20 protein-coding genes are annotated in these 21,792 nt (G+C 67.1%); 11 read left to right on the forward strand and 9 right to left on the reverse strand.

Going from position 1 to position 21,792, the window contains the following annotated elements; translation table 11 throughout:
• Position 1: 1 nt before the first annotated feature.
• Genes ETR14_RS15790 through ETR14_RS15800 form a run of 3 tightly spaced genes read left to right on the forward strand, consistent with a single transcriptional unit; the run spans position 2 to position 2,900 of the window.
• Positions 2 to 253: an acyl carrier protein gene (locus tag ETR14_RS15790; protein WP_165356469.1), complete on the forward strand. Its 252-nt coding sequence runs from the start codon at positions 2 to 4 to the stop codon at positions 251 to 253.
• A 45-nt stretch (positions 254 to 298) separates the two neighbouring features.
• Entirely contained in the window at positions 299 to 1,885 is a 1,587-nt protein-coding gene (locus ETR14_RS15795; RefSeq protein ID WP_129386088.1) for an MBOAT family protein, read from the forward strand.
• Entirely contained in the window at positions 1,872 to 2,900 is a 1,029-nt protein-coding gene (locus tag ETR14_RS15800; protein WP_129386090.1) for a hypothetical protein, read from the forward strand. Before ETR14_RS15795 ends, ETR14_RS15800 begins: the two co-directional genes overlap by 14 nt.
• Here ETR14_RS15800 and ETR14_RS15805 read toward each other — a convergent pair.
• Entirely contained in the window at positions 2,839 to 4,125 is a 1,287-nt protein-coding gene (locus ETR14_RS15805; protein ID WP_165356470.1) for a lipopolysaccharide biosynthesis protein, read from the reverse strand. The genes ETR14_RS15800 and ETR14_RS15805 overlap by 62 nt on opposite strands.
• 258 nt (positions 4,126 to 4,383) lie before the next feature.
• Between ETR14_RS15805 and ETR14_RS15810 the strand changes: the two genes are divergently transcribed.
• Complete coding sequence (locus ETR14_RS15810) at positions 4,384 to 5,574, forward strand: glycosyltransferase (RefSeq protein ID WP_165356471.1); 1,191 nt, start codon at positions 4,384 to 4,386, stop codon at positions 5,572 to 5,574.
• A 34-nt stretch (positions 5,575 to 5,608) separates the two neighbouring features.
• Here ETR14_RS15810 and ETR14_RS15815 read toward each other — a convergent pair whose 3' ends face one another.
• Together ETR14_RS15815 and ETR14_RS15820 are read right to left on the reverse strand one after the other, a co-directional pair.
• Complete coding sequence (locus ETR14_RS15815; protein WP_129386096.1) at positions 5,609 to 7,006, reverse strand: EpsG family protein; 1,398 nt, start codon at positions 7,004 to 7,006, stop codon at positions 5,609 to 5,611.
• A 106-nt stretch (positions 7,007 to 7,112) separates the two neighbouring features.
• On the reverse strand, positions 7,113 to 7,613 hold the full coding sequence (locus ETR14_RS15820; protein ID WP_129386098.1) for a GNAT family N-acetyltransferase: 501 nt from the start codon (positions 7,611 to 7,613) through the stop codon (positions 7,113 to 7,115).
• 86 nt (positions 7,614 to 7,699) lie between these two features.
• On the opposite strand from ETR14_RS15820, the gene ETR14_RS15825 reads away from it, so the two are divergent.
• Positions 7,700 to 8,254 (forward strand): cysteine hydrolase family protein, encoded by a 555-nt coding sequence (locus ETR14_RS15825; RefSeq protein ID WP_129386100.1) that lies wholly within the window; start codon positions 7,700 to 7,702, stop codon positions 8,252 to 8,254.
• A gap of 18 nt (positions 8,255 to 8,272) precedes the next feature.
• On the opposite strand, the gene ETR14_RS15830 is transcribed toward ETR14_RS15825, so the two are convergent.
• Positions 8,273 to 8,653 carry a GFA family protein gene (locus tag ETR14_RS15830; protein ID WP_129386102.1) on the reverse strand — a complete coding sequence of 127 codons (381 nt, stop codon included), beginning with the start codon at positions 8,651 to 8,653 and terminating at the stop codon, positions 8,273 to 8,275.
• Between the two features lie 308 nt (positions 8,654 to 8,961).
• On the opposite strand from ETR14_RS15830, the gene ETR14_RS15835 reads away from it, so the two are divergent.
• The 3 genes from ETR14_RS15835 (at position 8,962) to ETR14_RS15845 (ending at position 12,281) form a co-directional block, all read left to right on the forward strand.
• The gene (locus ETR14_RS15835; protein WP_165356472.1) at positions 8,962 to 10,101 is read left to right on the forward strand and encodes a sensor histidine kinase; all 1,140 of its coding nucleotides are present in this window, start codon (positions 8,962 to 8,964) and stop codon (positions 10,099 to 10,101) included.
• A 132-nt stretch (positions 10,102 to 10,233) separates the two neighbouring features.
• On the forward strand, positions 10,234 to 10,848 hold the full coding sequence (locus ETR14_RS15840; protein ID WP_129386106.1) for a pyridoxamine 5'-phosphate oxidase family protein: 615 nt from the start codon (positions 10,234 to 10,236) through the stop codon (positions 10,846 to 10,848).
• A gap of 11 nt (positions 10,849 to 10,859) precedes the next feature.
• Positions 10,860 to 12,281, forward strand: a complete 1,422-nt coding sequence (locus tag ETR14_RS15845) for an SDR family oxidoreductase (protein ID WP_129386108.1) — start codon at positions 10,860 to 10,862, stop codon at positions 12,279 to 12,281.
• Positions 12,282 to 12,395: 114 nt separating this feature from the next.
• Here the strand turns inward: ETR14_RS15845 and ETR14_RS15850 are convergent, their stop codons facing one another.
• Genes ETR14_RS15850 through ETR14_RS15860 form a run of 3 tightly spaced genes read right to left on the reverse strand, consistent with a single transcriptional unit; the run spans position 12,396 to position 18,246 of the window.
• Positions 12,396 to 15,482, reverse strand: coding sequence for an efflux RND transporter permease subunit (locus tag ETR14_RS15850; RefSeq protein WP_129386110.1), 3,087 nt, complete (start codon positions 15,480 to 15,482; stop codon positions 12,396 to 12,398).
• A complete protein-coding gene (locus ETR14_RS15855) occupies positions 15,479 to 16,720 on the reverse strand; it encodes an efflux RND transporter periplasmic adaptor subunit (protein ID WP_129386112.1) in 1,242 nt (413 codons plus the stop codon). Before ETR14_RS15855 ends, ETR14_RS15850 begins: the two co-directional genes overlap by 4 nt.
• Positions 16,720 to 18,246, reverse strand: coding sequence for an efflux transporter outer membrane subunit (locus ETR14_RS15860; RefSeq protein WP_129386114.1), 1,527 nt, complete (start codon positions 18,244 to 18,246; stop codon positions 16,720 to 16,722). The genes ETR14_RS15855 and ETR14_RS15860 overlap by 1 nt, the downstream gene beginning before the upstream one ends.
• Positions 18,247 to 18,377: 131 nt before the next feature.
• Here ETR14_RS15860 and ETR14_RS15865 point away from each other — a divergent pair, with 131 nt between their 5' ends.
• From ETR14_RS15865 to phoB, 3 genes are all read left to right on the forward strand, one after another.
• On the forward strand, positions 18,378 to 18,872 hold the full coding sequence (locus tag ETR14_RS15865) for a TetR/AcrR family transcriptional regulator (protein WP_129386116.1): 495 nt from the start codon (positions 18,378 to 18,380) through the stop codon (positions 18,870 to 18,872).
• A gap of 118 nt (positions 18,873 to 18,990) precedes the next feature.
• A complete protein-coding gene (locus ETR14_RS15870; protein ID WP_129386118.1) occupies positions 18,991 to 20,091 on the forward strand; it encodes a DUF475 domain-containing protein in 1,101 nt (366 codons plus the stop codon).
• A gap of 19 nt (positions 20,092 to 20,110) precedes the next feature.
• On the forward strand, positions 20,111 to 20,809 hold the full coding sequence (gene phoB, locus ETR14_RS15875) for a phosphate regulon transcriptional regulator PhoB (protein ID WP_129386120.1): 699 nt from the start codon (positions 20,111 to 20,113) through the stop codon (positions 20,807 to 20,809).
• Positions 20,810 to 20,815: 6 nt separating this feature from the next.
• Here phoB and ETR14_RS15880 read toward each other — a convergent pair whose 3' ends face one another.
• Both ETR14_RS15880 and ETR14_RS15885 read right to left on the reverse strand, forming a co-directional pair.
• Complete coding sequence (locus tag ETR14_RS15880; RefSeq protein ID WP_129386122.1) at positions 20,816 to 21,223, reverse strand: hypothetical protein; 408 nt, start codon at positions 21,221 to 21,223, stop codon at positions 20,816 to 20,818.
• Between the two features lie 77 nt (positions 21,224 to 21,300).
• Positions 21,301 to 21,726: a helix-turn-helix domain-containing protein gene (locus ETR14_RS15885; RefSeq protein WP_129386124.1), complete on the reverse strand. Its 426-nt coding sequence runs from the start codon at positions 21,724 to 21,726 to the stop codon at positions 21,301 to 21,303.
• Between the last annotated feature and the right edge of the window lie 66 nt (positions 21,727 to 21,792).

The following is a 21,792-nucleotide window of genomic DNA, read 5'->3' on the forward strand; positions in this document are numbered from 1 at the left end:
CATGTCCGACACGCCGACGCGCGACCAATTGATCGCCTTCATCCTCGATCGCCTCAGCCGGCGGCTCTCCGGTGCGGCCACGATCGATCTCGATCGGGATCTCATCGAACTCGGCCTCAAGTCGGTCGACGCGGTGCTGATCAGCGGCGAGATCGAGGATGCGTTCGATCTGGAGATCGAACCCGTTCTGCTGTTCGAAGCGCGCACCGTGAACCGGGTTGCGGACAGCGTGCTGCGCTCGGCACAGGCCTGATGGGCAAGGGCGCACGCGCGGCATCGGCACGCCGGTAGCGCGGCCGTGCTGACCCAGGATCCGCGATTCCTTCTCGGCTTCTACCCGGCCCTGCTGCTGCTGTTCTGGAGCCTGTCCAGGGCCGCGCCGCAGCTCCGGGTCGGCTTCCTGCTCGCCGCATCGATGCTCTTCTACGGGCTGGCCGACCCCCGCCATGCACCGCTCGTCGGCGCGATGGTGGTGCTGAACTTCGTGCTCGGGGCCGCGATCACGCGCGTCGGGGCGGGAACGACCCGCCTGCTGATCGCTGCCGGATGCCTCGCGAACATCGGGGTTCTGGCAGTTTACAAATATGGCATGTCGCCGGCGGACGCTGCGGCGGCAGGCAGCGAGGCGGCGGGCGCCGGGCTGCTGCAGGCGGGCCTTCCGCTCGGCCTCTCGTTCTTCGCGCTGAAACAGATTTCCTGGCTCGTCGACGTTCGTCCGACGCTCGCCCGTGCGGTGGGCGTCAGCGATTTTCCACGCTTCGCGCTCTACTCGATCTTCTTTCCGCAGATGATCGCCGGGCCGGTCTTCCGCTACCGCGACGCCGCCGAGGAATATCGGCTGCTGGAGAGCCGGACCGATCCTGCGATGCTGGCGCTCGGACTCTCGGTCTTCGTCATGGGCCTCGCCAAGAAGCTGCTGATCGCCGATCCGATCGGCGGCGTCGTCGATCCGATCTTTGCCGCCGTGGCCATCGGCCACGCGCCGACGATCGCCGAAAGCTGGGCAGCCGGATGGGGCTACCTGCTTCAGCTCTATTTCGATTTCTCGGGCTTCTCGGACATGGCGCTCGGCATCGGGCTCAGCGTCGGGCTGCGCCTGCCGATCAATTTCTACTCGCCGCTCAAGGCCCGCTTCGCCAGCGAATATTTCGACCGCTGGCACATGTCGCTGGTGGTCTTCATCCGGACCTACATCTTCTCGCCGATCTTCCTGTGGGTGCGCAAGCGGGCACCCGGCAACGCCGTGCGGCGCACGATCCTGGCGTCCGCGGCCGCGACCCTGATCAGCCTGTCGCTGATCGGCTGGTGGCACGGCGCCCGGCCGACCTATGTCCTGTCCGGCTTCCTCACCGGCGTGGTCGCCGTTCTCTTCCAACTCGCGGCCGTGCTTCGCACCGGTCCCGCGCCGCTGCCCAACCGCAGGCGAAGGGCGATCGGCCATGTCGTCGTGCTCCTCGGGCTCACCCTGTTTGCGATCCTGTTCCGTGCCGACAGCCTGGATACCGCCTGGTCGGTCTGGACCGGGCTGATCGGCCAGGCCGCCCCCGATCATCATGCCGGGGCCGCGCTGCTGCCCAACCTTCTCGCCGCGAGCAGCCTCGAATCGGTGCTCCATCTCTCCGCGCCCGCCTCAGCGATCGGGCTGCTGGCCGCCGCGGCTGGGACGCTGATCGCGCTGGCCGCACCAAACAGCGTCCAGATCTTCGATCTCTACGATCATCCGGGTGCACCGGCCCGGCCTTCCGGCACCGGAAGCCTCGCCATAACGGCCTGGCGGTGGCGGCGGAGCCCCGGCTGGGCGACGGCAACCGCCCTCATCGCCGCGGCTGCGCTCGCCCAGGCCTGCAACGGCGCGCTCAGCACGACCATCTATGCCCGCTTCTGAACTCTCCCCCGGACGGTACGTCGCAATGCTGGCCGCGGCAGCCGCCTTGCTGGTCGCCGCCGTCGCTTTGCTGAACCTGACGATGGATCCTTATTCGCTCGCGAGCGGCCGCTGGTACCGGCTCCGCGACGCCGCATTCGACGATGTCGCCGATCGCGTCCCGGACGGCGGCAACGCCGCTCGCGCGCACGCCGTCGCGGCTTCGGACAGCCCCATCCTGCTGCTCGGCACGTCGCGCGTGCAGGTCGGCTTCGAGACACCGCCGGCTGCCTTCAATGCCGGCCAGCCGGCGGCAACGTTGGAAGAGCTGCTCCGGATCATGGCCGCCGCGGGCGCGCGGGCGCAGCCGCCGCGCCTCTATGCCGTCGAACTGTCGAACCGGCTTAGACTGCCGTTTGCTCGCCGCGCCGCCCTTGCGGCCGATTACCCGGGTCCCGGGGTACGCTTCCTTGCCACCTCGACCACGCACGTCTCGGTGCATCTGCTTGGCCACCTCGGCGGGCAGCGCCGGCCAGGGCATGCCCGCAGCGATTTCTTTCTGGCCCTGCCGGCGCGCAAGCCGCCACCGCGTAAGGTGGTTGCCGATCCGGATGTGCGCACCGCGTTCGAGCAGGTCGGCAGCGAGGTGGAGGCGATGCTCGCCGGTGATCTGCGCCGGATGATGGCGATCTGCGCGCGAAGCGGCAGCGCTCTGCTGCTGTTCGAAGCGCCGGTGCATCCCGATCTCCTGAGCGATCGTCGCGCCATGGCCGAGGTCCGCCGCAGGATTGCGCTTTATCGCTCGGTCCGGCGGCGGCTCGCGCCGCTCTTCCCGTCGTGCCGCAGTGCGGTCGCGGATTTTTCCGGTGCGCCGGGATCGATCCCCGTCGCCGGCGCAGAGCTGCGCGCCAACTGGTTCAATGCGCTCCACTTCCTGCCGCCGGTGGGCGCATCTTTGCTCCAGCGGATCGAGCCTATGATGTCGCCGGCAGGCGCGGCGCCGGCCGCACCAGGAGGACGAGCAGGAGGACGTTGAACACCGCAAGGCCGGCGCTGCTGCCGAGCGCCGCGCCGACCGCGTGGAAGCGCGGGATGAGCAGCAGACACGCGCCGGCATTGACGGCAAGCCCGGCGACTTGCGCCCACAACGCCGCCTTTTCCCGGTGGGACGCGATCGCCACCGCCATGCCGATGCCGAGGCCGGCATTGATCACCTGGCCTGCCGTCATCACCAGCAACGGCCCGGCCGCGGCGGCAAAGGCCGAGCCGTAAAGCAGACGAATCAACGGCGCCCCGAGCAGCAGAAAGAGCAAAGCGAGCGGCAGGGCGATGGCAAGGCTTATCAGGCTGGCGCGCACGGCGAGCCGCCGCAGCGCCGTTTGATCGTCCGCGCGGCGATATTCGGCAAAGCGGGTCGCATAAAGCGAGCTCACCACGGCGAGGCCGAACGGGAGCAGCAGCGACAGTTGCTGGGCGATCCGGAACAGCGCCACCTCCGGTTCGGGCGACAGGCGCGAGAGGATCAGCGTGCCGATCTGAAGATTGAGCGCGACCAGGCAGCCGACCAGGGCCGTGCGGAAGAACGAACCCTGCCAGGCGCCGCGCGGCGGGGCTTCCGCCCGACTGCCCCGGTGCGGCGAGAGGGCGGATGAGGTCAGCGCGTAGGTCACCAGGCTTCCGGCCGCCGCCGCAAGCAGAAAGCTGGCCATGGCAGCGAACGGAGTAGGCGAAATGGCAAACATCCCGGCGGCAATCAGGGCCAGAGCGAGAATCTGGACTCCGGGCCGTGCGAGATATTCGCCGAGCAGGCTGGCGAGCGGGCGCCCACAGCCCCGAACCACCGCGTCGCCCACGGAGCTCAAAGCGAGGAGCAGGATCGCCGGCGTGCCGAGCACCAGCAGAGGAAGGTCAGCCCGGCCGAGCAGCAAGCCGCCGACGATCAGGACGGTGGCCCCCGTCAGCAGCGAGATCGCCGACGCTGTCTGTACGGCCGCACGGATCAGACCGATCAGAGCGCCGCTGCGGCCGTCCGCCTGCAGCAGATGCACCTCGCGGACCAGGAACGTATTCCACCCCGCCTGCGCGAAGGTGGAAGCGATGAGGATCCAGGCGAGCGCGCCGTAATAGCGCCCGAGCGAGGCGGGCCCGAGCAGGCGGGCGAGCAGCACCGACAGCAGGAAGGCGGATGCCATGTAGGCGAGGCGTATGGCGAAGCCGCCATATTCGTCTCGTTTGGCGAAGATCCGCCTCCGCGAAGTCAATGAAGCCGGCCTCCCCGCGGCCGACGTGGCCACCGACCGGCCTTGCGTCAAAAACGGGCCCAGCTTCAAGCCTTGCCGGTGATCGGGTGCCTGCGGCCTCGAGCGATCAGCGGCGCGTGCGATGGTTAAGGTCGAATCGCTCTTCCGCAATGGCCGCAACTCGTACAAGACGCCCGCCGACGTATGCGTGGCGACCAAAAACCTTCCCCTTCGGTTCTCAAGGACAGTGCGCGCGGTGCATTTGACGGCCGCCCGCGCGTGGCGGGCGAGGCGCAGGCGCCGCGGCGTGGGTTGCAGCGTCGGCCCGGCCTTGAAACAGGGACGCATGACGCCGCGGCGCAAGCTTCCACTCTGCACGTCATCACCGATTATTCGGCGGGACAGGGTGGCGCCGAGCGAATGCTGACCCGCTACCTGCGCCAGACCGACTTCGCCAAGGGCAGGATCGTGTCGCTCAAGGGGGCGGCGCCGCAGCTCTACGCGGAATCGGGCAGCCAGGCGAACGAGGTGACCGCGCTGGAAGCGCGCGGGCCGTTCGGATTCGCGGCCGGAGTGGTTCGGCTCGCACGTCTGATCGCGCGCGAACAGCCGGCGGCCGTGGTCTGCTGGATGTATCACGCCCACCTGGCGGGGACCTTGGCGGCACTGGTCGGCGGCTACCGCGGCCCCGTAATCTGGAACGTGCGCACCAGCCTCGACGAGCCGGCCGCGCTTGCGCCGGGCACGCGGCTGGCGATCTTCCTTGCCCGCATGTTCCGGTGGCGCTGCGACGGCACCATCTTCAACTCGCGGCGCTCGTGCGAACAGCATGTCGGGATCGGGTACGGGCGCAATCCGGGGGTGATTTCCAACGGGGTCGAGCCCGTCGCCTCGCTGCCGCCGCCGGCCTGGCCGCCTCGTAGGATCGGCATCGTCGCCCGTTTTCACCCGCACAAGGATTATCCGACCTTCCTGCGCGCCGCGGCCCGGATCCTCGCGGACAGGCCGGATGCGACCATCGTCGCGGCGGGCGCGGGCGTGTCGCTCGACAATTCTGCTTTCGCCGAGGCGGTCCGTGCGGCGGGATTGCCGGCCGATCGCCTGGAACTGCATGATGAGCTTCAGGATCTTTCGGCCCTTTACGAATCGCTCGATCTGATGGTGCTCTCGTCACGCATCGAAGCCTTTCCGAACGTGCTGATCGAGGCGATGAGCCGCGGCGTGCCCTGCGTCACCACGGACGTCGGTGACGCCGCAGAGATCGTTCAAGGCTCGGGCTGCGTCGTCGCGCCGCGGGATGCGAATGCTCTGGCCGAAGCCATTCTCCGGATGCTCCGCCTCAGCCGCGACGAGTATCTACATCGCCGCGCCGCGGCCGCGGAGAAGGTCTCCAGCCAATATTCGATCGGAGCCGCGGCCCGCGAATATGCCCGCTTCATTCGCGCCTGCGTGGAAATGCGCGCGGCCTGAACGCGGCCGTCGACCGGCCGATCGATGCCGCTCTCTACCGGCGGTTTGCCGGCGCGACGCCGACCAGCGGCCGCATCGCCGCAAGGCAGCGCTCCGCTTCCACAAGCGTCCGGCGTCGCCCCTCCGCCTTGGGAAGCTTGGCGGCGGCGCGCAGGTCCGAGGGACGGAACATGCTGTTCGCGCAGGGCTGGCCGGGCAGATCGAGGTCGTAGCGCATGGCGAGCAGCTGGAGGCACATTCGGCGCGCGCGGCGGCTCTCCCCGCTGAGCGTCCGAGGTTCATGCTCCCCTCTGACCAGCCCGCCATTGGCGACGAAGGGGCGCGGGTCGGCAAGCCATGCGGCACATTGCGCCGTCGGTCGGGGCAGAGGCCGGCCGGAGGCACGCAGCGACGAAGGCGCAGACAGGAAGTTACGATACGGCACGTAGCAAGCTTTGGCGCTCGTCATCGCGATCCAGCCGCCGAACAGGATCAGGACGGGCGCAGCCACGACAAGTTGCGCAATCAGTCGCCTGCGGCCCACGGCAACCGCCAGCGGCAATCGTGCCAGCACCAGCATCTGCAGGGGCACGATATAGAAGCCGAGCCGATCCGCCGCCGTCTCGCTACTCGGCATCAATGCGAAAGCGAATAGCGCCAGTGCCGAAAGGTAGGCCCCGATCAGCCGCTCCTCGCCGCTCATCTGGAGGTGCCGACGGCCTGCCACGAAGACGATCAGGGCAAGGCCGTTGAGCGAGGCTCGGAAGATCGCGCCGCCGCTCGCCTTGTAGGCGGGGATCAGGGCCGACAAGCCGGGGATGAGCCACATCGAAAGTGCGAGCGCCAAACCTGCGCCGAGGCCGAGGAGCACGAGCACTCGATCGAGCCTGCGATCCGCAAAGGGGACCAGACCTGCGAGCGGGAGCAATACGAAGGCTGTCCAGTGGAACAGACCGGCCGAAAGGAACAACAGCCAGGGCAGTCTGCGTGCGCCGCCGACAAGCGAGGCGAGCGCCCATAGGCAGAGTCCGAGCGCAACCGACTGCCGCGTCGCCGACAGGCCGGCGACCATGATCAGCACCGGCAGCGCCATCAGGAAGGCCAGGTGAGGGAGCGGCTGCTTCCGCACGAAGAGCAACAGTCCAGTGACGAACAAGGCTGCGCAGAGAAGATTGACGATGCCGATGGCGAAGCCGGTCTTCGCCACCGCGATGTTGAGCAGCATGTATGCCGGATCGGCCTGAACGATCGCCTCCTGGGGCGGCAGGATGGTCGCGATCCGCAGCAGGACCATGTACGGATCCCAGTCGCAGCCAATTTCGCGCCGCAGGCCGATGAAGAGGATCAGCGCGACGGCCGCGGCCCAGTAGACGAGGCGGCCGAGCCGCTCGGGCAGGCGCGGCGCGCCCGCGAGCGCGAGGGGCACCAGGAGCAGCCACAAATAGATGAGCATGGTTGGTAAGTCCGCAGCCCCGGATCAACAGGTCTGCCGCGTGGTGGCGACGGCACGCCGCTTTGGCCAGCATATTCGTGCGCGATCGGGTCGCCCACGGCGGTTCTCAGCCGCGAAGGTACAGATCGCTGTCCGGGTCGCCGCCATGGCCCTTCGCGGCGAGCGTGAAGCCGTTCCGGGTCAGCAAGGCGATCGATCGCACATTGCGGGGATCGACGGTGGCGCGAACCGGCGCGATGGCACGGGCTTCTGCGAAGCGGAGCAAAGCCCGGAGCAATTCGCGACCGAGCCCTCGGCCCCAATGGTCCGCAGCGAGGCCGTAGATGAGCTCTTCGCTGCCGTCGCCGGGACGGGCAAAGCCCGCCCAACCAATCAGCTTCTCGCCGTCTCTGGCTATGACGGCGCCGGTGCCGTAGCCATACCGTGCCAGATTTTCGCGCGACCGGGTGATCCAGAGTCGCGCGCGCGCGGGCGTGAGCGGCCGACCGTCGTCGACGAAGCGGTGAACCCGGGGGTCGGCGAACAGCGCGATCAGCGCTGGTCCATCCGCGTCGTGGAAGGGCCGCACGATCAGGCGTGGGGTGGTGAGCTCTGCGCGATCAAGCATAACGAGGCGAGGATCTTGTCGGCTCCGCGCGCTGTCGGCAATGACCTCGAAGGTCGTGACACGCGACAGTCTGAAGGAATCGATCGTTGCCAATTTCCGCCGACACTGCCCTGCTCATCATCGACATGCAGCGCTGCATGGCCGATCCGTCGGCTCCGCCGCGCAACAATCCGGATGCCGAGGCGAACATCGCACGTCTGCTCGCCGCCTGGCGCGCGGCCCGGCGCCCGATCGTTCATGCCCGCCATCTGTCGCTCGACCCATCTTCCGGCTTCAGGCCCGGACAAGCCGGTGCGCTATTCCAGAGTGCGTTCGAACCGGCCACGGACGAGCATGTGATCGACAAGCACGTGCCGGACGCCTTTGCCGCCTCGTCGCTGGAGCGATACCTGCGGGTGCGATCGATCGGCGATCTTGTCGTGGTCGGCGTTTCCACCAACAATTCGGTGGAGGCGACGGTGCGATCCGCCGGCTGCCTCGGCTTCAGGGTGACGGTCGCGGCCGATGCGTGCTTCACCTTCGATCGGCCCGATTTTGATGGTCGTCCCCGGAGCGCCGAAGACATTCACCGAGCGAGCCTTTCGAACCTCAACGGCGAATATGCGGCGGTGCGGACCACCGCCGAGATCCTCGGCGGCTGAGCGGAGGGAACGTCGCCCTCATTGCGGCTTCTGAGGAACTCCGTCGGCGATCTCGTAATAATCACCTTTGTCGGCGACGAAGATGTGCATCGCGAGCCGGGTCTGCGTCGGTGTTTCGAACGCGCCCATTGCGACCGCGATCGTGTCCTTGAAGATCGGCTTCCAGAACAGGGCCGCGCCGCAGGTCGCGCAGAAGCCGCGCCTGACCTTTTCGGACGACTGGAACCAGGTGAGGTTTTCGGCCCCGTCGAGGCGCAGGTCGGCTTCGGCGAGATCGGTCGAGGCCCAGACGTGGCCCGAGACCTTGCGGCACTGGCTGCAATGACACGCGTCGGGCCCCTTCAGCGGCTTCTCGATCTCGAAGCGTACCGCCCCGCACAGGCATGACCCCTTGTGCATCTCCACTCCCCTTCGCTGACGAGGGACGAGCTCAGCATTGCCGCTCGGGATTGGCAAGGTCGAGCGAGGAGGGAGCGACACCTGCATACGCTGTTCCCCCGGAGCGAGCTCCCGCGACCCTTCGAAGGCTCTTGTCCATTTCGGAACGATCCGGAGCGCACGCAGACACTCGCCGCGGAGCGAGAGAAGGCGCGGTGGAGCACGGGGCTGCTGGTTGAAGGGCACGAGGCACGCTTGGCTTCGCGCGTCGGTCTGTGGCAGGGGCTCGCATCGTTGGTTGCGTACACTCCCGTCCAGAAGGAAGGCTTGTGCCGCACCGCACCTCGCTCGAAGCTGCTCTCAAGAAACTGCACACCCAGGAGAGGCTGACCGACGAGGCGCAGCGGATCGCGTCGATCGGCACCTATATCCACGACTCGGTCAGCGATGAGGGTATCTGGTCGCGTCAGCTTAAACGCATCTTCGGACTGCCGGACGATGATGCGCCGGTTGCGACCGAATGCTTCATGGGGATGATCCATCCGGAGGATCGTTCCTGGTTCCGCGAAGCGTGGATCCGCGCCTGGCGCAGTGCGGAACGATCGGAAACGGAGCACCGGATCGTGCGAACCGACGGGGCGGTTCGCCACGTCCACGCCTGGGGGCAATTGCTGCAGCAGGGCGACGGCGAACCCGCGATCATGGTCGGGACCGTCCAGGACGTTACCGATCGGCTAGTCCGAGAAAAGCTGATCGTCGATCAGGCAGAACAATTGCGCGCCATGGAAGCGGAATTGCTTTACCTGTCGCGCCAGAGCGCAATGGGAACCATGGCGTCTACCCTCGCGCACGAGCTCAACCAGCCGCTGACCGCAATCACCTTCTACGCGGCGGCGCTCAAGCGGGGTGAACAGGACCAGCGGCGGCGGGACATGCTCGGGACCCTGGAAGAAAATGCCCTGCGCGCCGGCGAAATCATTCGGCGGCTGCGGCTCTCCGTCGAAACCGGTGTGGCCAAGAAGGAACGGTTCCGCTGCGACGAGCTCGTCAATGAGGCGATCACATTCTCGACCATCGGCTGCGAAGGGGTTGCCTTCGAACTCGATCTTGCCGGCGAGGAGATATACGGGGCCGACAGGGTCCAGATCCAGCAGGTGCTGGTCAACCTGATCCGCAATGCCTGTCAGGCGGTGAAAACGCGGTCCGATGGGAAGGTACGAATTGCCACCAGCAAGGTCCCGGCTGCCGACTTCATCCGGATCTGCATCTCCGACAATGGTGCCGGCATTCCCGAAGCGCTCTTGCCGCGGGTCTTCGACAGCGGCGTCTCGACCAAGGAGAGCGGAATGGGGCTCGGCCTTTCCATCTCGAGAACGATCGTCGAGGCTCATGGCGGCCGGATCTGGGCCGAAAACGGCGCCGAGGGTGCGCGCTTCCTGTTCGACTTGCCATTACGGACGGCGCACTGACGAGGACGCGGCGAACGCTTCTTCCGGTGCGACATGGCACAAAGCGGGTAGGAACGACCGCAGGCGCAGCCGGTTGTTCGGGCATGTGGACGCGTCACGGCGCGCCGAAAATGCAGGAAAGGACCGGAAATCATGGCGGATGACAGCAAGGCAGACGTGTGGGCAATCGTCGCCGACCAGCGGATAGCGATGCTTACCGTCGAGGAAGACGGCAAACTGACCAGCCGTCCGATGGGCAGCATCGCCCGTCCGGAAGAAAACAGGATCTATTTCGTTACCCGTCTGGACAGCAAAGTGGGCGAGATCGGCGGCTCGGCTCCGGTCAATCTCGGCTATTCCGACACCCACAAGAACACCTACCTTTCAATCTCCGGCACCGCGCGGACCAGCCAGGATCGCGACAAATTGCGCGAGCTCTGGTCGATGTGGGTCGAAGCCTGGCTGCCGCAGGGGCCGGACGGCGAGGACGTCGCGCTGATCACGATCGAACCCGAAGACGCCAAATTGTGGGATTCGACGAGCAGCAATCTCATCTACACCGGCAAGGTGTTGAAAGCGGTGGCGACGCAGTCGCCCCCGGACGGCGGCCGGATCGAGGAAGTCGATATGGGCGGAACCGGGCAGGGGTTCATCGGCAGCGGCACGCGCTCCGCCCCGGATGCCCGCACCGCCGGCGCCTATGACAAGGCGATGCGACAGGACAGCGACGAACTCGAAGCGCCGAGCATGGGCGGCCCGACCGCCTGAAAGGAAGCACGATGGCGCCCCGCCTGAAGCCGCTGCGCGAGCAGACAATCGTCATCACGGGCGGCTCGAGCGGCAACGGCCTTGCCACCGCCCGTGAGGCGGTGGCCCGGGGCGCCGCCGTCGTCCTCGCCGCGCGCAATGGCGAGGCGCTGGAGCGGATCCGGGAGGAGCTTGCCGGCCTTGGCGGGCGGGTCGCGGTCTGCGCCGCGGACGTCGCCATCGAGGCGGACGTGGAGCGCATTGCAGCCGCTGCGATCGAGCATTTCGGCGGTTTCGATTCCTGGGTGAATTGCGCGGCTGCCGCGACCTACGGAACGGTCGAGCAGGTGACGATCGAAGATCAGCGCCGGGTCTTCGACGTCAATTATTTCGGACTTCTCAAGGGCTCCCTCATCGCCGTGCGGCACCTGCGCGAACGGGGCGGCGGCGCAATCATCAACATCGGCTCGGTGTTGTCCGACCGCGCGATGATCTTCCAGGGCCCCTATTCCGCGTCCAAACACGCGGTGCAGGCGGTCACGGACGCGTTGCGCATGGAATTGGAGCGCGACCGGGCGCCGGTCTCGGTCACGCTGATCAAGCCGGGTTCTATCGCAACACCCTATCCCGAGCATGCCCGCAACTACATGGATGCGCCGCCGCGGCTGCCGCCGATGCTCTACGATCCGGTCCTGGTCGCCGACGCGGTCCTGCACGCTTGCGAGGTCCCGCGGCGCCAGCTGTACGTCGGCGGCAGCGGCTATCTCGTCTCGCTGATGGGCCGCGCGGCGCCGCGCCTCACCGATTTCGCGATGGAGGCGTTCGGAGCCTCGGCGCAGCAGAAACCAGGCGATGCCGGCGATCCAGCCAAGCGCGACAATCTCTACGAAGCGCGGTCGGACGGCGAGGTTCACGGCGGCCAGGATGTCCAGATTCGCCGCACCAGCTTGCTGCTGGAGGCCCAGAAGAGTCCTTTCCGGCTGCCCTTTGCAGTCGCAGCGGCAGGCCTAGAACTGATCGGCGCAGTGGCCGAGCGCGCGGGCGCACTCCGCGCCGACACCGTGACCCCTGACCAGGAGAAGAAGATGAGCCGCTTTGCCGATCGTTTCATCGAGGCCCTCCGCCATCTCGAAGAGTCCGGGGAAACGAGTGCGATCGTGGATCTGTTCGCCGACGGTGCCGAGATCTCAAACCCGCTGGTCAAGCACGAGGCTGGCGGCCGGGAGGCCGCGGAGCGCTTCTGGACCAGTTATCGCGCGGCCTTCAGCGCAATCCGCTCGGAGTTTCGCCAGGTCGCCGATGCCGGCGGCACGGCCTTCCTGGAGTGGGTGAGCAGCGGCACTGCAGCCAACGGCACTTCGTTCCGCTATGGCGGCGTCAGCGTGATCGAGCATGACGGCCAGCGGATCGGCAGCTTCCGCACCTATTTCGACACGGCGCAGATCCCGCGATAAGGCGCCCCCGTGTCGCCAAGAAACGGGAGCGCCACGTGGCAGGCACGTGGCCGGGCGGTGACCCCATTTCTGCCCGGCGACAATCTGGCCTAAAGACGGTGCCGCCGCCTCGCTTCAAAGCATTGCCGGCTGCTTCTCTTCAGGCTCCGTGATGAACCGGCGCAGCTTCGGCGCGATGCGCTGCTCCACGCGATCGATCACTTCGTAGACGACGGGGACCAGCACGAGCGAGAGCGCCGTCGAGCTGATCAGGCCGCCGATCACCGCCACCGCCATCGGCTGGCGGAAGGCCGAGCCTTCCCCGAGGCCGATCGCGGTGGGCAGCATTCCGGCGGCCATCGCGAAGGTGGTCATGATGATCGGCCGGGCGCGCTCGTGACAGGCGTGCACGATGGCGTCGCGCCGGCTGGCGCCCTCACGCTCGCGCTCGATCGCGAATTCGACCAGCAGGATCGAATTCTTGGCGGCGAGCCCCATCAGCATCAGGATACCGATCAGCACCGGCAGGGTGAGGTCGAGCCCGACCAGCAGCAGCGCCAGGAAAGCGCCGCCGATCGACAGCGGGAGCGCCGAAAGGATGATCAGCGGCTTGAGGAAACTGCGGAACAGCAGCACCATGACGGCGAGGATCATGAAGACGCCGGCGGCCATCGCAACCCCGAAGCCGAGGAACAGCTCCTGCATCTGCTCGACGTCGCCGGTCGGCGTCAGGCTGACGCCCGCCGGCAGATGCTTGAGAACGGGGAGGGCATTCACCGCATCGGTTGCCTGACCGAGCGTCACCCCGAGCGGCAGATCCGCCTGCACGGCCGCTCGGCGGGCGCGGTTGAAACGTTCGATCCGGCCGAGGCCCGGCTGGAATCCGATGTCGGCCACGGCGCCCAAAGTGGTAGTGCCGCCGGATGCGGTCGGCAGCTGCATCGCCTCGATCTTGCCGAGCTGCTCGCGGGCTTCGAGCGGAATGCGCACGCGGATCGGCAGGCGGCGCTCGCCCTCGGTGAACATCGCCACGTTGGCATCCATCTCGCCGATCGTCGCCACCCGGGCGGCGGAGGCGATGGTCTGCGCGCTTACGCCGAGCCGGGCCGCCTCGGCGAGCCGCGGCCGGATGACCAGCTCGGGGCCGGGCGGCGGGGTCGCCGGCCGCGGATCGGCGACCTCGGTCAGGCCGCGCATCTCTTTTTCGAGCTGGAGCAGGGTCCGCTCCAGCAGCGGACCATTCTCCCCCGACAGCACGATCTCGAGGTCGGGCCGGCCCCACTCGCCCTGGGTGACCACGCGCGCATCGGCGATCCGCCGTAACGATGGGCGGATCTGGCTCTGAAACGCTTCGGTCGTGATGCCCGAATCCTTCTTCAACACCACGGTGATCGTTGCGCGACGAAGGTCCGCACCACTGGCGGCGTTGTTGCTTGCGCCGGTCTGCGAGAACACGCGGGCAACCGCAGGATTGGCGCGCATCAAACGCGTCGTGTCTTCGACGATCCGCTCCATGTCCGCCTGGGTGGCGCCCGGTGCGGCTTGCGCTTCCAGGAAGATGTAGCCGGGATTGCTCGCTGGCATGAAGCCCGCCGGGATCAGCCCCGCCAGCATGATCGAGCCGGCAAAGAAGAGCCCGCCGAGCAGGACCGAGATCTTGTGGTGATTCAGGGCCCAGCCGAGGCTCTTCGCGTAGAAGGGCCGCATCGGCCGTTCCTCATGCGCCTTGCGGCTCGGCTTCAGGAAGTAGGCTGCGAGCAACGGAGTGAGGAGGCGCGCAACCAGGAGCGAGCAGAGCACGGCGGCGGCGACGGTGAGGCCGAACTCCTTGAAGAATTGGCCGACCGTACCGCCGAGGAAGGAGACAGGGGTGAACACGACCACGATCGCCATCGTCGTCGCGATCACGGCGAGGCCAATCGCGTCGGCGCCTTCCAGCGCCGCCTGATAAGGGCGCTGTCCACGTTCGATCCTCTTCTCGATATTTTCGATCTCGACGATTGCATCGTCGACGAGAATGCCGATCACAAGGGTGAGCGAGAGCAGAGTCACGACGTTGAGCGTGAAGCCGCACAGCCACATCACGACGAACGTCGGCAGCAGCGACAGCGGCATCGCCAGCGCAGCGATCATCGTCGATCGCCATTCGCGCAGGAACAGGAAGACGATCAGCGCGGCAAGGAGCATGCCTTCGACGAGGACGTGCACGGTGGCCTTGAAGCTGTTGCGAGTCTCGGTGACGGTGGAAATGATCAGCTCGATCGACACGTTCGGGTGGGTGGCTCGGAGCTGATCGAGCGCAGCGATGACTTCGTCCTCGACCGCAACGTCGCTCGCGACAGGGCTTTTCATCACCTGGAAGGCGACGACCGGCCTGTCGTCCAGGCGTGCGAAGCCCTGCTCCTCTCCCGCCCCCGCGCCGATCGAGGCGACGTCGCCGAGCAGCACGATGCGGCCGGCCACCGGGATTTCGACCTTGCGGATCTGCTCGATCGATTCCGCCGCACCGAGCACCCGGATATTCTGCTGCTGGCCGCCGACCCGGGCCTGGCCGCCGCCGGTATCCACCAAAAACACCCGTAGCGCGTCGTTGATCTGCGGAGCGGTGACCCCGTAGGCGGCCATCCGGCCAGGATCGAGAACGACGTTGATCTCCCGATCGACCCCGCCGACTCGCGCCACGCGGGCAACCCCCGGACGTGCCATCAAATCGCGCGCGATGGTGTCCTCGACGAACCAGCTGAGCTCCGTCTCGCTCATGCCCCTGGCCGAAACCGCATAGGTCAGAATCGGAGCCGCATCGATCTCGAGCCGCTGGACGATGGGTTCCTCGATCTCGCGCGGCAGCTCGCTTCGGATCTCGTCGACCGCGCGCTGGACGTCGTCGGTCGCGCGCTGGGGATCGTCACCGACCTCGAATTCGATCGTGGTCAGGGAAGAGCTCTGTGTGATCGTCGAGGTGACGTTGTCGACGCCGGAGACGCTGGTCACCGCATCCTCGATGAGACGGGTGACCTGGGTTTCGAGCTCCTGGGGAGCGGCGCCTTCCTGAATGACCGAGACCTGGACGACCGGGAAGGAGACATCCGGGAACTGCTTGATTGGGAGGAACAGATAAGCGGCGATGCCGGCGATGCTGAGGCCGAGAAACAGGACGATGACCGGGATCGGGTTCCGGATCGCCCAGGAAGAAATGCCGGCAACGCCGTGATGCTCGCTCATCGGGCGGCGCCTCCGCCGGCTGGCGCCGCGCCAGCCGGGCCCGATCCAGATCCCGGCTGCTGCGGGGCGAAGGTCGTGCCGCCGCCGCGGGGCGTCGCTGGGGCGTTCGTGACCTCGGCGGGCGGTGGCGGGGCACTCGCGCCACTTCCGTCAGTGCGGCCGCGGACCGGCCGCACCTGTTCGCCTTCGAGCACGAACGCGCCGCCGCCAAGCAGAACCATCGTTCCGACCGGCGGCCCCGAGAGGATTTCGACCCACCCGCCGACCCGCCGACCGGTTCGAACCGGAACGCGATGGGCGCGATTGCCTGGCCGGAGCACCATCACCGATACGCCTTCCGCATCGAAGCGCAGCGCATCCTCCGGAAGCGCCGGAGCCTGGGTGGTCGCGCCGGTGAAGTTGGCACGCCCGAAACCGCCCACTCGAAGATCGTTGCGGACCGGAAGCGTGACCAGCACCGCGCCGAGGCGCGAGTCGCCGCTGACCTCGGCAGAGAGGGTGCGAATGGTGCCGGTCACCATCTCACCGCTCGGCAGCTGCACTTGCGCCGACTGGCCGACGCGAATGGTAGCGAGTTCGGCTTCGGGCACATCGGCCCGCAGCTCGACGAGGCCGCCCCTGGCAATGCGGAACATCGGCGTGCCGCCGACGGCGCCGATGTCGCCCGGTCTGACCGCACGTGCGAGAATGCGACCGGAGACCGGCGCACGGATGATGAGGCGGCTCAATCGGGTGCGCAGCTCGGCGATTTGCGCCTCCGCGGCGCGGACCTGCGCCGCCGCCGTTGCCGCCGCGGTGCGGCGCTGCTCGATCTGTTCGGTCGCCACCACGCCTTCGCGGTCGAGACCGCTGACACGCGCCGCCTCCCTACGTGCCTGCGCCGCTGAAGCACGCTGCTGGGCAAGGTTGGCCTGAAGCTGGGCGATCTGCGCCTCGAGGAGAGTCGGATCCATTCGCACCAACGGCTGACCCGCGCGCACAAAATCTCCTTCCTCAGCAAGCACCTGGGTGACCCGGTAGCCTGCGACTTCGGCGCCGACCGCAGCCTCCTCCCGCGCCACCAGCACGCCCGATGCGGTGATGCCGCCGACCAGCGGCCGTAACTCGATGCGCGTAACCCCGACGTCGCGCGGTGCGCTGTCGGCCTTCTTGGCGGTCTCCTCGCTTCCGCCGCAGGCGGCGAGAACAAGGCAACTCGCGATCGCCACTGCGCGCAAAATTTCTCTCCCGGTGATCATCAGCTTAGCCTTCCGGCCGGCGCAGGTGTCCAGCCCCCGCCGAAGGCGCGGAACGTCTGGACCGAGCGGCGAAGCGCCTGAGCGTGCGCAGCGGCGGCCGCGGACCTGATGGTTCGCCAGGCCCGCTCCGCGTCCAGAACGGCGGTGAGATTGTCGAGCCCAAGGGCATAGCGCCGACGGGCTGCATCAAAGGCCACCCGCGCCCGGCTCTCCCCCGCATCGAGCACGGCGAAGCGGTTTCGGTCGGACTCGAGCAGGGTCATAGCCTGATCGGCCTCCGAATAGGCGGTCTGCACCGCCCGCTCATAGGCAAGGACCGCCTGCTCGGCGCGGGCGCCCGAGGCGCGCAGCTCGGCAAGCAGGCGCGGACGATCGAGCACGGGGAGGGTGAGGCCCAGTCCAAACGCCCAGAAGGCGGTGGTGCTCTCGAAGGTGCCGCGCTGGAGTCCGAGGCCCAAGCCCGGCCGGAGCGAGATCCGAGGAAACAACTCGAGCTCCGCCGTGGTCAGATTGCCTGCGGCGGATTGGATACGCGCTTCCGCCTCGCGGACGTCCGGACGGCGGACGAGCAGGTCGCCGGGAATGAGCGCGGGGGGCGAAGGGATGGCCCCGAGATCGGCAGTCACCGGAACCGTGTCGAGGCTGGCGCCGGCATTGCCGGTGAGGAGGAGGAGCGAGCGCCGCAGATTACGCAATTGGGCTTCGAGATCGCGCAATTGGGCTGAGGCTTGCGCGACGTCCGCCTCGATCCGGGCTGCGTCTGCGGTCGGAGCGAGGCCGCGCTGCCCCTGAATTCGGGCGATCCGCAGCAATTCTTCCTGGATCCTGAGCGTAGCGCGCGCATCCTCGACCTGCACCGCGAGTGCGCGGGCCTGGAACAGAGTGTCCGCGATCTCCGCGGTGACGGCGACTCGCGACGCTTCGGCATTGAAGCGGGCCGCCGCGAAATCACCCTCGGCGGTGCGCCGGGCGGCGCTGCGCCGGCCAAAGAAATCGAGCTCGTAGCTGACGTTGAAGTTGAGATTCGCAGTGGCGCTGCGACCGCTTGGGGTCAGCGAGAAGCCCGGCGGGATACCGGGGATGTCGATGCTTTGCTGTCCGCCGAGATCCTCTGTCTGCCTGACCTCGCGGCTGCCCTCGATATTCCCCTGCGGTCCCAATTGGGCGAGGGTCGCCGCACGCAGCGCGCGGGCTTCGTCGAGACGCGCCAGAGCGGTGCGGGTATCGAAGCCGGTCGCCAGCGCCTGCTCGACGAGGGCGGTCAGCTGAGGATCGTCATAGACCGTCCACCAGCGGTCGAGCGCGATCGTCGCGCCCGCGGCCGCTTGCGCGTCGAATGCCTGCGGCAGTCGAACATCCGGAGCACGGGGGCTCCTGCCGGTCGTGCAGCCACCGGCCAGCGCCACCATCAGCAGCATCGGCATCAGCCGCCACGCACAAACGCATCCGAGCCGCCCCCAGCGCGCCTCGGCAACTTCTACCCCCCCGATGACGTTGGAACCGCCGGAGGCGGGCGCATCGGACATGTTCGAACCTTAACTTATGATATAGTCTGTATCATAAGTGAGCGTGATAATGAGCGCAAGCAGCTTGTTGGGAGCGGTTCTGAGTGGTGGATGCGAGGATTGGAAAGACGCGCGCCGCGCTTGCCAAAGCGATGCTCGAGCTGATCGCCGAGCATGATTTCTCGACGATCACCGTCGCCGACATCGCCGCAAGGGCGGATGTCGGTTATGCCACCTTCTTTCGCCACTATCGGGAGAAGCAGGATCTACTGTTCGATGCCGCCGATCAGCTGATCGATGAGCTCCTGCCCACGATGCTGCCGGCACTCCGGGACGAGGACACGCTCAGCGCCTCGGTTGCACTCTGCCGCTTCATTGCCGGCCGCAAGGCGATCTGTCGGGCGCTGTTCGCAGGCGGTGCCGAGCCGCAAGTCTGTCGCATCCTCACCGAGCGATCGATGGCCCGCGCCCAGACCACGGGCCTGCCCGATCCGCCCGGGCTGCCGTTCGGCCTCGCCATCACCCATTCGGTGCGGGCAACACTGGGCATCCTTGCCTGGTGGTTCGACGAGGCTCCCGATATGGATTGCGACGCGGTGGGCGCAATCATAGACCGCCTCGTCATGGCGCCCGTGCGAAGAGCGTGAACATAGGTGTTCGGACGCCGCTGTCCCGCCACGATCACGCAAAGGTTTGAAGCCACGCCTGATCCTCGACTATGGGGTCGCAACGCGGTGCGCGCGGCGCGAACAGGGAAGGGTTGGCATGCTGGGGTATTTCAAGGGCGCGTTCCTGTTCACGATCGTCTGCCTGGCACTGGCCGTATGGCTCGGCTGGGAGATGACCGGCAGCGTGATCGGCACCGCCGGCGTGCTGTGGATCGTGGTCGTGCTCAGCATTCTCGAAGTCTCGCTTTCCTTCGACAATGCCGTGGTCAACGCATCGGTGCTGAAGGAGATGTCGCCGGTCTGGCGCAAGCGCTTCCTCACCTGGGGCATCGCCATCGCCGTGTTCGGAATGCGGATCGTCTTCCCGCTGCTGATCGTTGCCATCGCCGCCCATCTGGGTCCAATCGAGGCGTTGAAGCTCGCCGCCGGCAATCCGACCGAATATGAGCGGATCATCACCAGTGCGCATGTCGGCATCGCCGGCTTCGGAGGCGCCTTTCTGGCGATGGTCGGGCTGAAGTTCTTCTTCGACCGCGACAAGGACATCCATTGGATCGGGTTGATCGAGCGCCGTCTCGCCAGCCTCGCGTCGGTGCATGCCATCGAAATCGGCGTGGTGCTGCTCTGCCTGTACGGCGTGTCCCGGCTGCTGCACAGCGAGGCGGAAGCGCTGACCTTCATCGTCAGCGGCATCTTCGGCATCCTCGCCCACCTTGCCGTCGAAGCGGTCAACTCGCTGCTCGAGCCCGACGAGCATGCCATTGCCGGCGGCGCCGCCCGCTCGGGACTTGCCGGCTTCCTCTACTTGAACCTGCTCGATTCCGCTTTCTCGTTCGATGGGGTGATCGGCGCGTTCGCGTTGTCGAACAACATCTTCGTGATTGCGCTCGGCCTCGGCATCGGCGCCATGTTCGTCCGATCGATGACGATCATGCTCGTCGACAAGGGCACGCTCGCGCATTACCGCTATCTCGAACATGGCGCCTTCTGGGCGATCATCGCGCTGGCGGTGGTGATGCTGCTCTCGGCACGTTTCCACATCCCCGAAGTGATCACCGGCGTGGTCGGCGCGGTGTTCATCGGCCTCTCCCTCTACGGATCGGCCCGCTACAATCGGCGTCATCCCTCGGATCCCGCCTTCGGGACCCTCGACGATTGCAGTCCGGTGCGGCCGGACGGCACCGAGCTCAAATCCTGATCGACGCGAAGGATAATCGATGAACCGCGGACGCTTGCTCCTCGTCGAGGACGACAAGGCCTTGTCGGAACTCCTCCTGTTCAACTTTCGCAAGGAAGGGTTCGAGGTCGAGCATACCAGCGACGGCGACGAGGCGCTGATGCTGGCCGACGAGCGGCCGCCCGACGTCGTCATCCTCGACTGGATGATCGAGGGCGTGCCCGGAATCGAAGTCTGCCGGCGCCTGCGGCGGCGCGAGGCGACCGCCAACGTGCCGATCATCATGCTGACCGCCCGCGGCGAGGAGACCGATCGGATCCGTGGGCTCGAGACCGGCGCCGACGATTATGTGACCAAGCCCTTCAGCCCGCGCGAACTCATCGCGCGTGTCGGCGCGGTGCTGCGCCGCGTCCGTCCTGCCCTGGCCGGCGGCAGCCTGAGCTTCGCGGATCTCGAAATGGATGTGTCGGCGCACAAGGTTCGGCGCGGCGGACGCACGGTGGCGCTCGGGCCGACCGAATTTCGTCTGTTGCGCCACTTCATGGAGCATCCGGGCCGGGTCTTCTCCCGCGAGCGCCTTCTCGACGCTGTGTGGTCGCACGATGCCGATATCGAAGTGCGCACTGTCGACGTCCACATCCGCCGCCTGCGCAAGGCGCTCAACGAAGGTGGCGAGAAGGACGTGATCCGCACCGTCCGGTCCGCCGGCTATTCGCTCGATGAGGCGGAGAGCGACTGAGCGCGATTACGACTTGAAGGTGGGCAGCGCAGGCATCCCGTTGTCACCGTCGGCGATGTAGGGCGCCGCCATACCGGTGATCCCGGCGGTGGCGATGGCACGCTTGACCCGCGCTTCGCAGCGGTCGCGCACTTCGAGGGCGATCGCCATGGTCGGCACCCGCACGGTCACCGCCATGCCGATCCGCCGCCGGTTCTTGGTCAACAACGAGCCGACCGCCAGCGTCCCGGTAAGGTCCATCTTCATGTCGACCTCGGTGACCTGCAGATTGGCCTCGCGACACTGGTTGCGCATCACCGTCGCGCATTGGCGCATCAGCGATCCGACCTGGTAGCTGGCGGGCACGTCCAGGGTCGCGATCACGACGATTCGCTTGGTGAGCAATTGCGTCTGCGGGATCGGACGATAGAACAAGTTGGCCTCCTGCCGGGCGTTCCGCACAGCTTGGCGCGCGATGGTTAAGATATCTCCAACACTGGATCGAAAGGGCTCTACCGGATCCCTTCGGCCTGCTTCCTCGCCGGGCGGCGGGCTGCCGCACCTTTGAGGATGCGGCGAAAGGTGGGACATTCCATATGGCTCGGCGCGGGACAGGCGGCGGCATGCCGCAGCCCGTCCCGCAGGATGCCGAGCTTGCGGATCGTCGCGTCTAGCCTGTCCGCTTTGGCGTTGAGCAGCGTGCGGTCGAGTCGCATCGTTCCGTCCGCGGCAAACATGCCGCCGATCTCGGCTAGCGAGAATCCGGCGGCGCGTCCGAGGGCAATCAGCGCCAGACGCTCGATCACATCCGGCGCGAAGATCCGCTTCAATCCGCGCCGGCCGATCGACGCGATCAACCCTTTCTCCTCGTAGAAACGCAGTGCCGAGGCCGGGACGCCGGAGCGTCCCGCGACCTCGGAGATATCCAGAGCCTGCACCCTCTTGACCTCAAGTCGACTTGAAGTGGCAGGATGCCGTCTTCGTACGGAAACGACAAGCAAGGG

It is taken from the genome of Sphingosinicella sp. BN140058, assembly GCF_004135585.1.
Taxonomy (GTDB): domain Bacteria; phylum Pseudomonadota; class Alphaproteobacteria; order Sphingomonadales; family Sphingomonadaceae; genus Allosphingosinicella.

What these genes read in the sequence shown, in the direction of transcription:
- ETR14_RS15790 (WP_165356469.1), top strand. Translation starts at nt 2, where the DNA reads ATGTCCGACACGCCGACGCGCGACCAATTGATCGCCTTCATCCTCGAT.
- ETR14_RS15830 (WP_129386102.1), bottom strand. Translation starts at nt 8,653, where the DNA reads ATGCACAAGGGGTCATGCCTGTGCGGGGCGGTACGCTTCGAGATCGAG.
- ETR14_RS15870 (WP_129386118.1), top strand. Translation starts at nt 18,991, where the DNA reads ATGCTGGGGTATTTCAAGGGCGCGTTCCTGTTCACGATCGTCTGCCTG.
- ETR14_RS15865 (WP_129386116.1), top strand. Translation starts at nt 18,378, where the DNA reads ATGCTCGAGCTGATCGCCGAGCATGATTTCTCGACGATCACCGTCGCC.
- ETR14_RS15820 (WP_129386098.1), bottom strand. Translation starts at nt 7,613, where the DNA reads ATGCTTGATCGCGCAGAGCTCACCACCCCACGCCTGATCGTGCGGCCC.
- phoB (WP_129386120.1), top strand. Translation starts at nt 20,111, where the DNA reads ATGAACCGCGGACGCTTGCTCCTCGTCGAGGACGACAAGGCCTTGTCG.
- ETR14_RS15850 (WP_129386110.1), bottom strand. Translation starts at nt 15,482, where the DNA reads ATGAGCGAGCATCACGGCGTTGCCGGCATTTCTTCCTGGGCGATCCGG.
- ETR14_RS15815 (WP_129386096.1), bottom strand. Translation starts at nt 7,006, where the DNA reads ATGCTCATCTATTTGTGGCTGCTCCTGGTGCCCCTCGCGCTCGCGGGC.
- ETR14_RS15860 (WP_129386114.1), bottom strand. Translation starts at nt 18,246, where the DNA reads ATGTCCGATGCGCCCGCCTCCGGCGGTTCCAACGTCATCGGGGGGGTA.
- ETR14_RS15840 (WP_129386106.1), top strand. Translation starts at nt 10,234, where the DNA reads ATGGCGGATGACAGCAAGGCAGACGTGTGGGCAATCGTCGCCGACCAG.
- ETR14_RS15855 (WP_129386112.1), bottom strand. Translation starts at nt 16,720, where the DNA reads ATGATCACCGGGAGAGAAATTTTGCGCGCAGTGGCGATCGCGAGTTGC.
- ETR14_RS15800 (WP_129386090.1), top strand. Translation starts at nt 1,872, where the DNA reads ATGCCCGCTTCTGAACTCTCCCCCGGACGGTACGTCGCAATGCTGGCC.
- ETR14_RS15845 (WP_129386108.1), top strand. Translation starts at nt 10,860, where the DNA reads ATGGCGCCCCGCCTGAAGCCGCTGCGCGAGCAGACAATCGTCATCACG.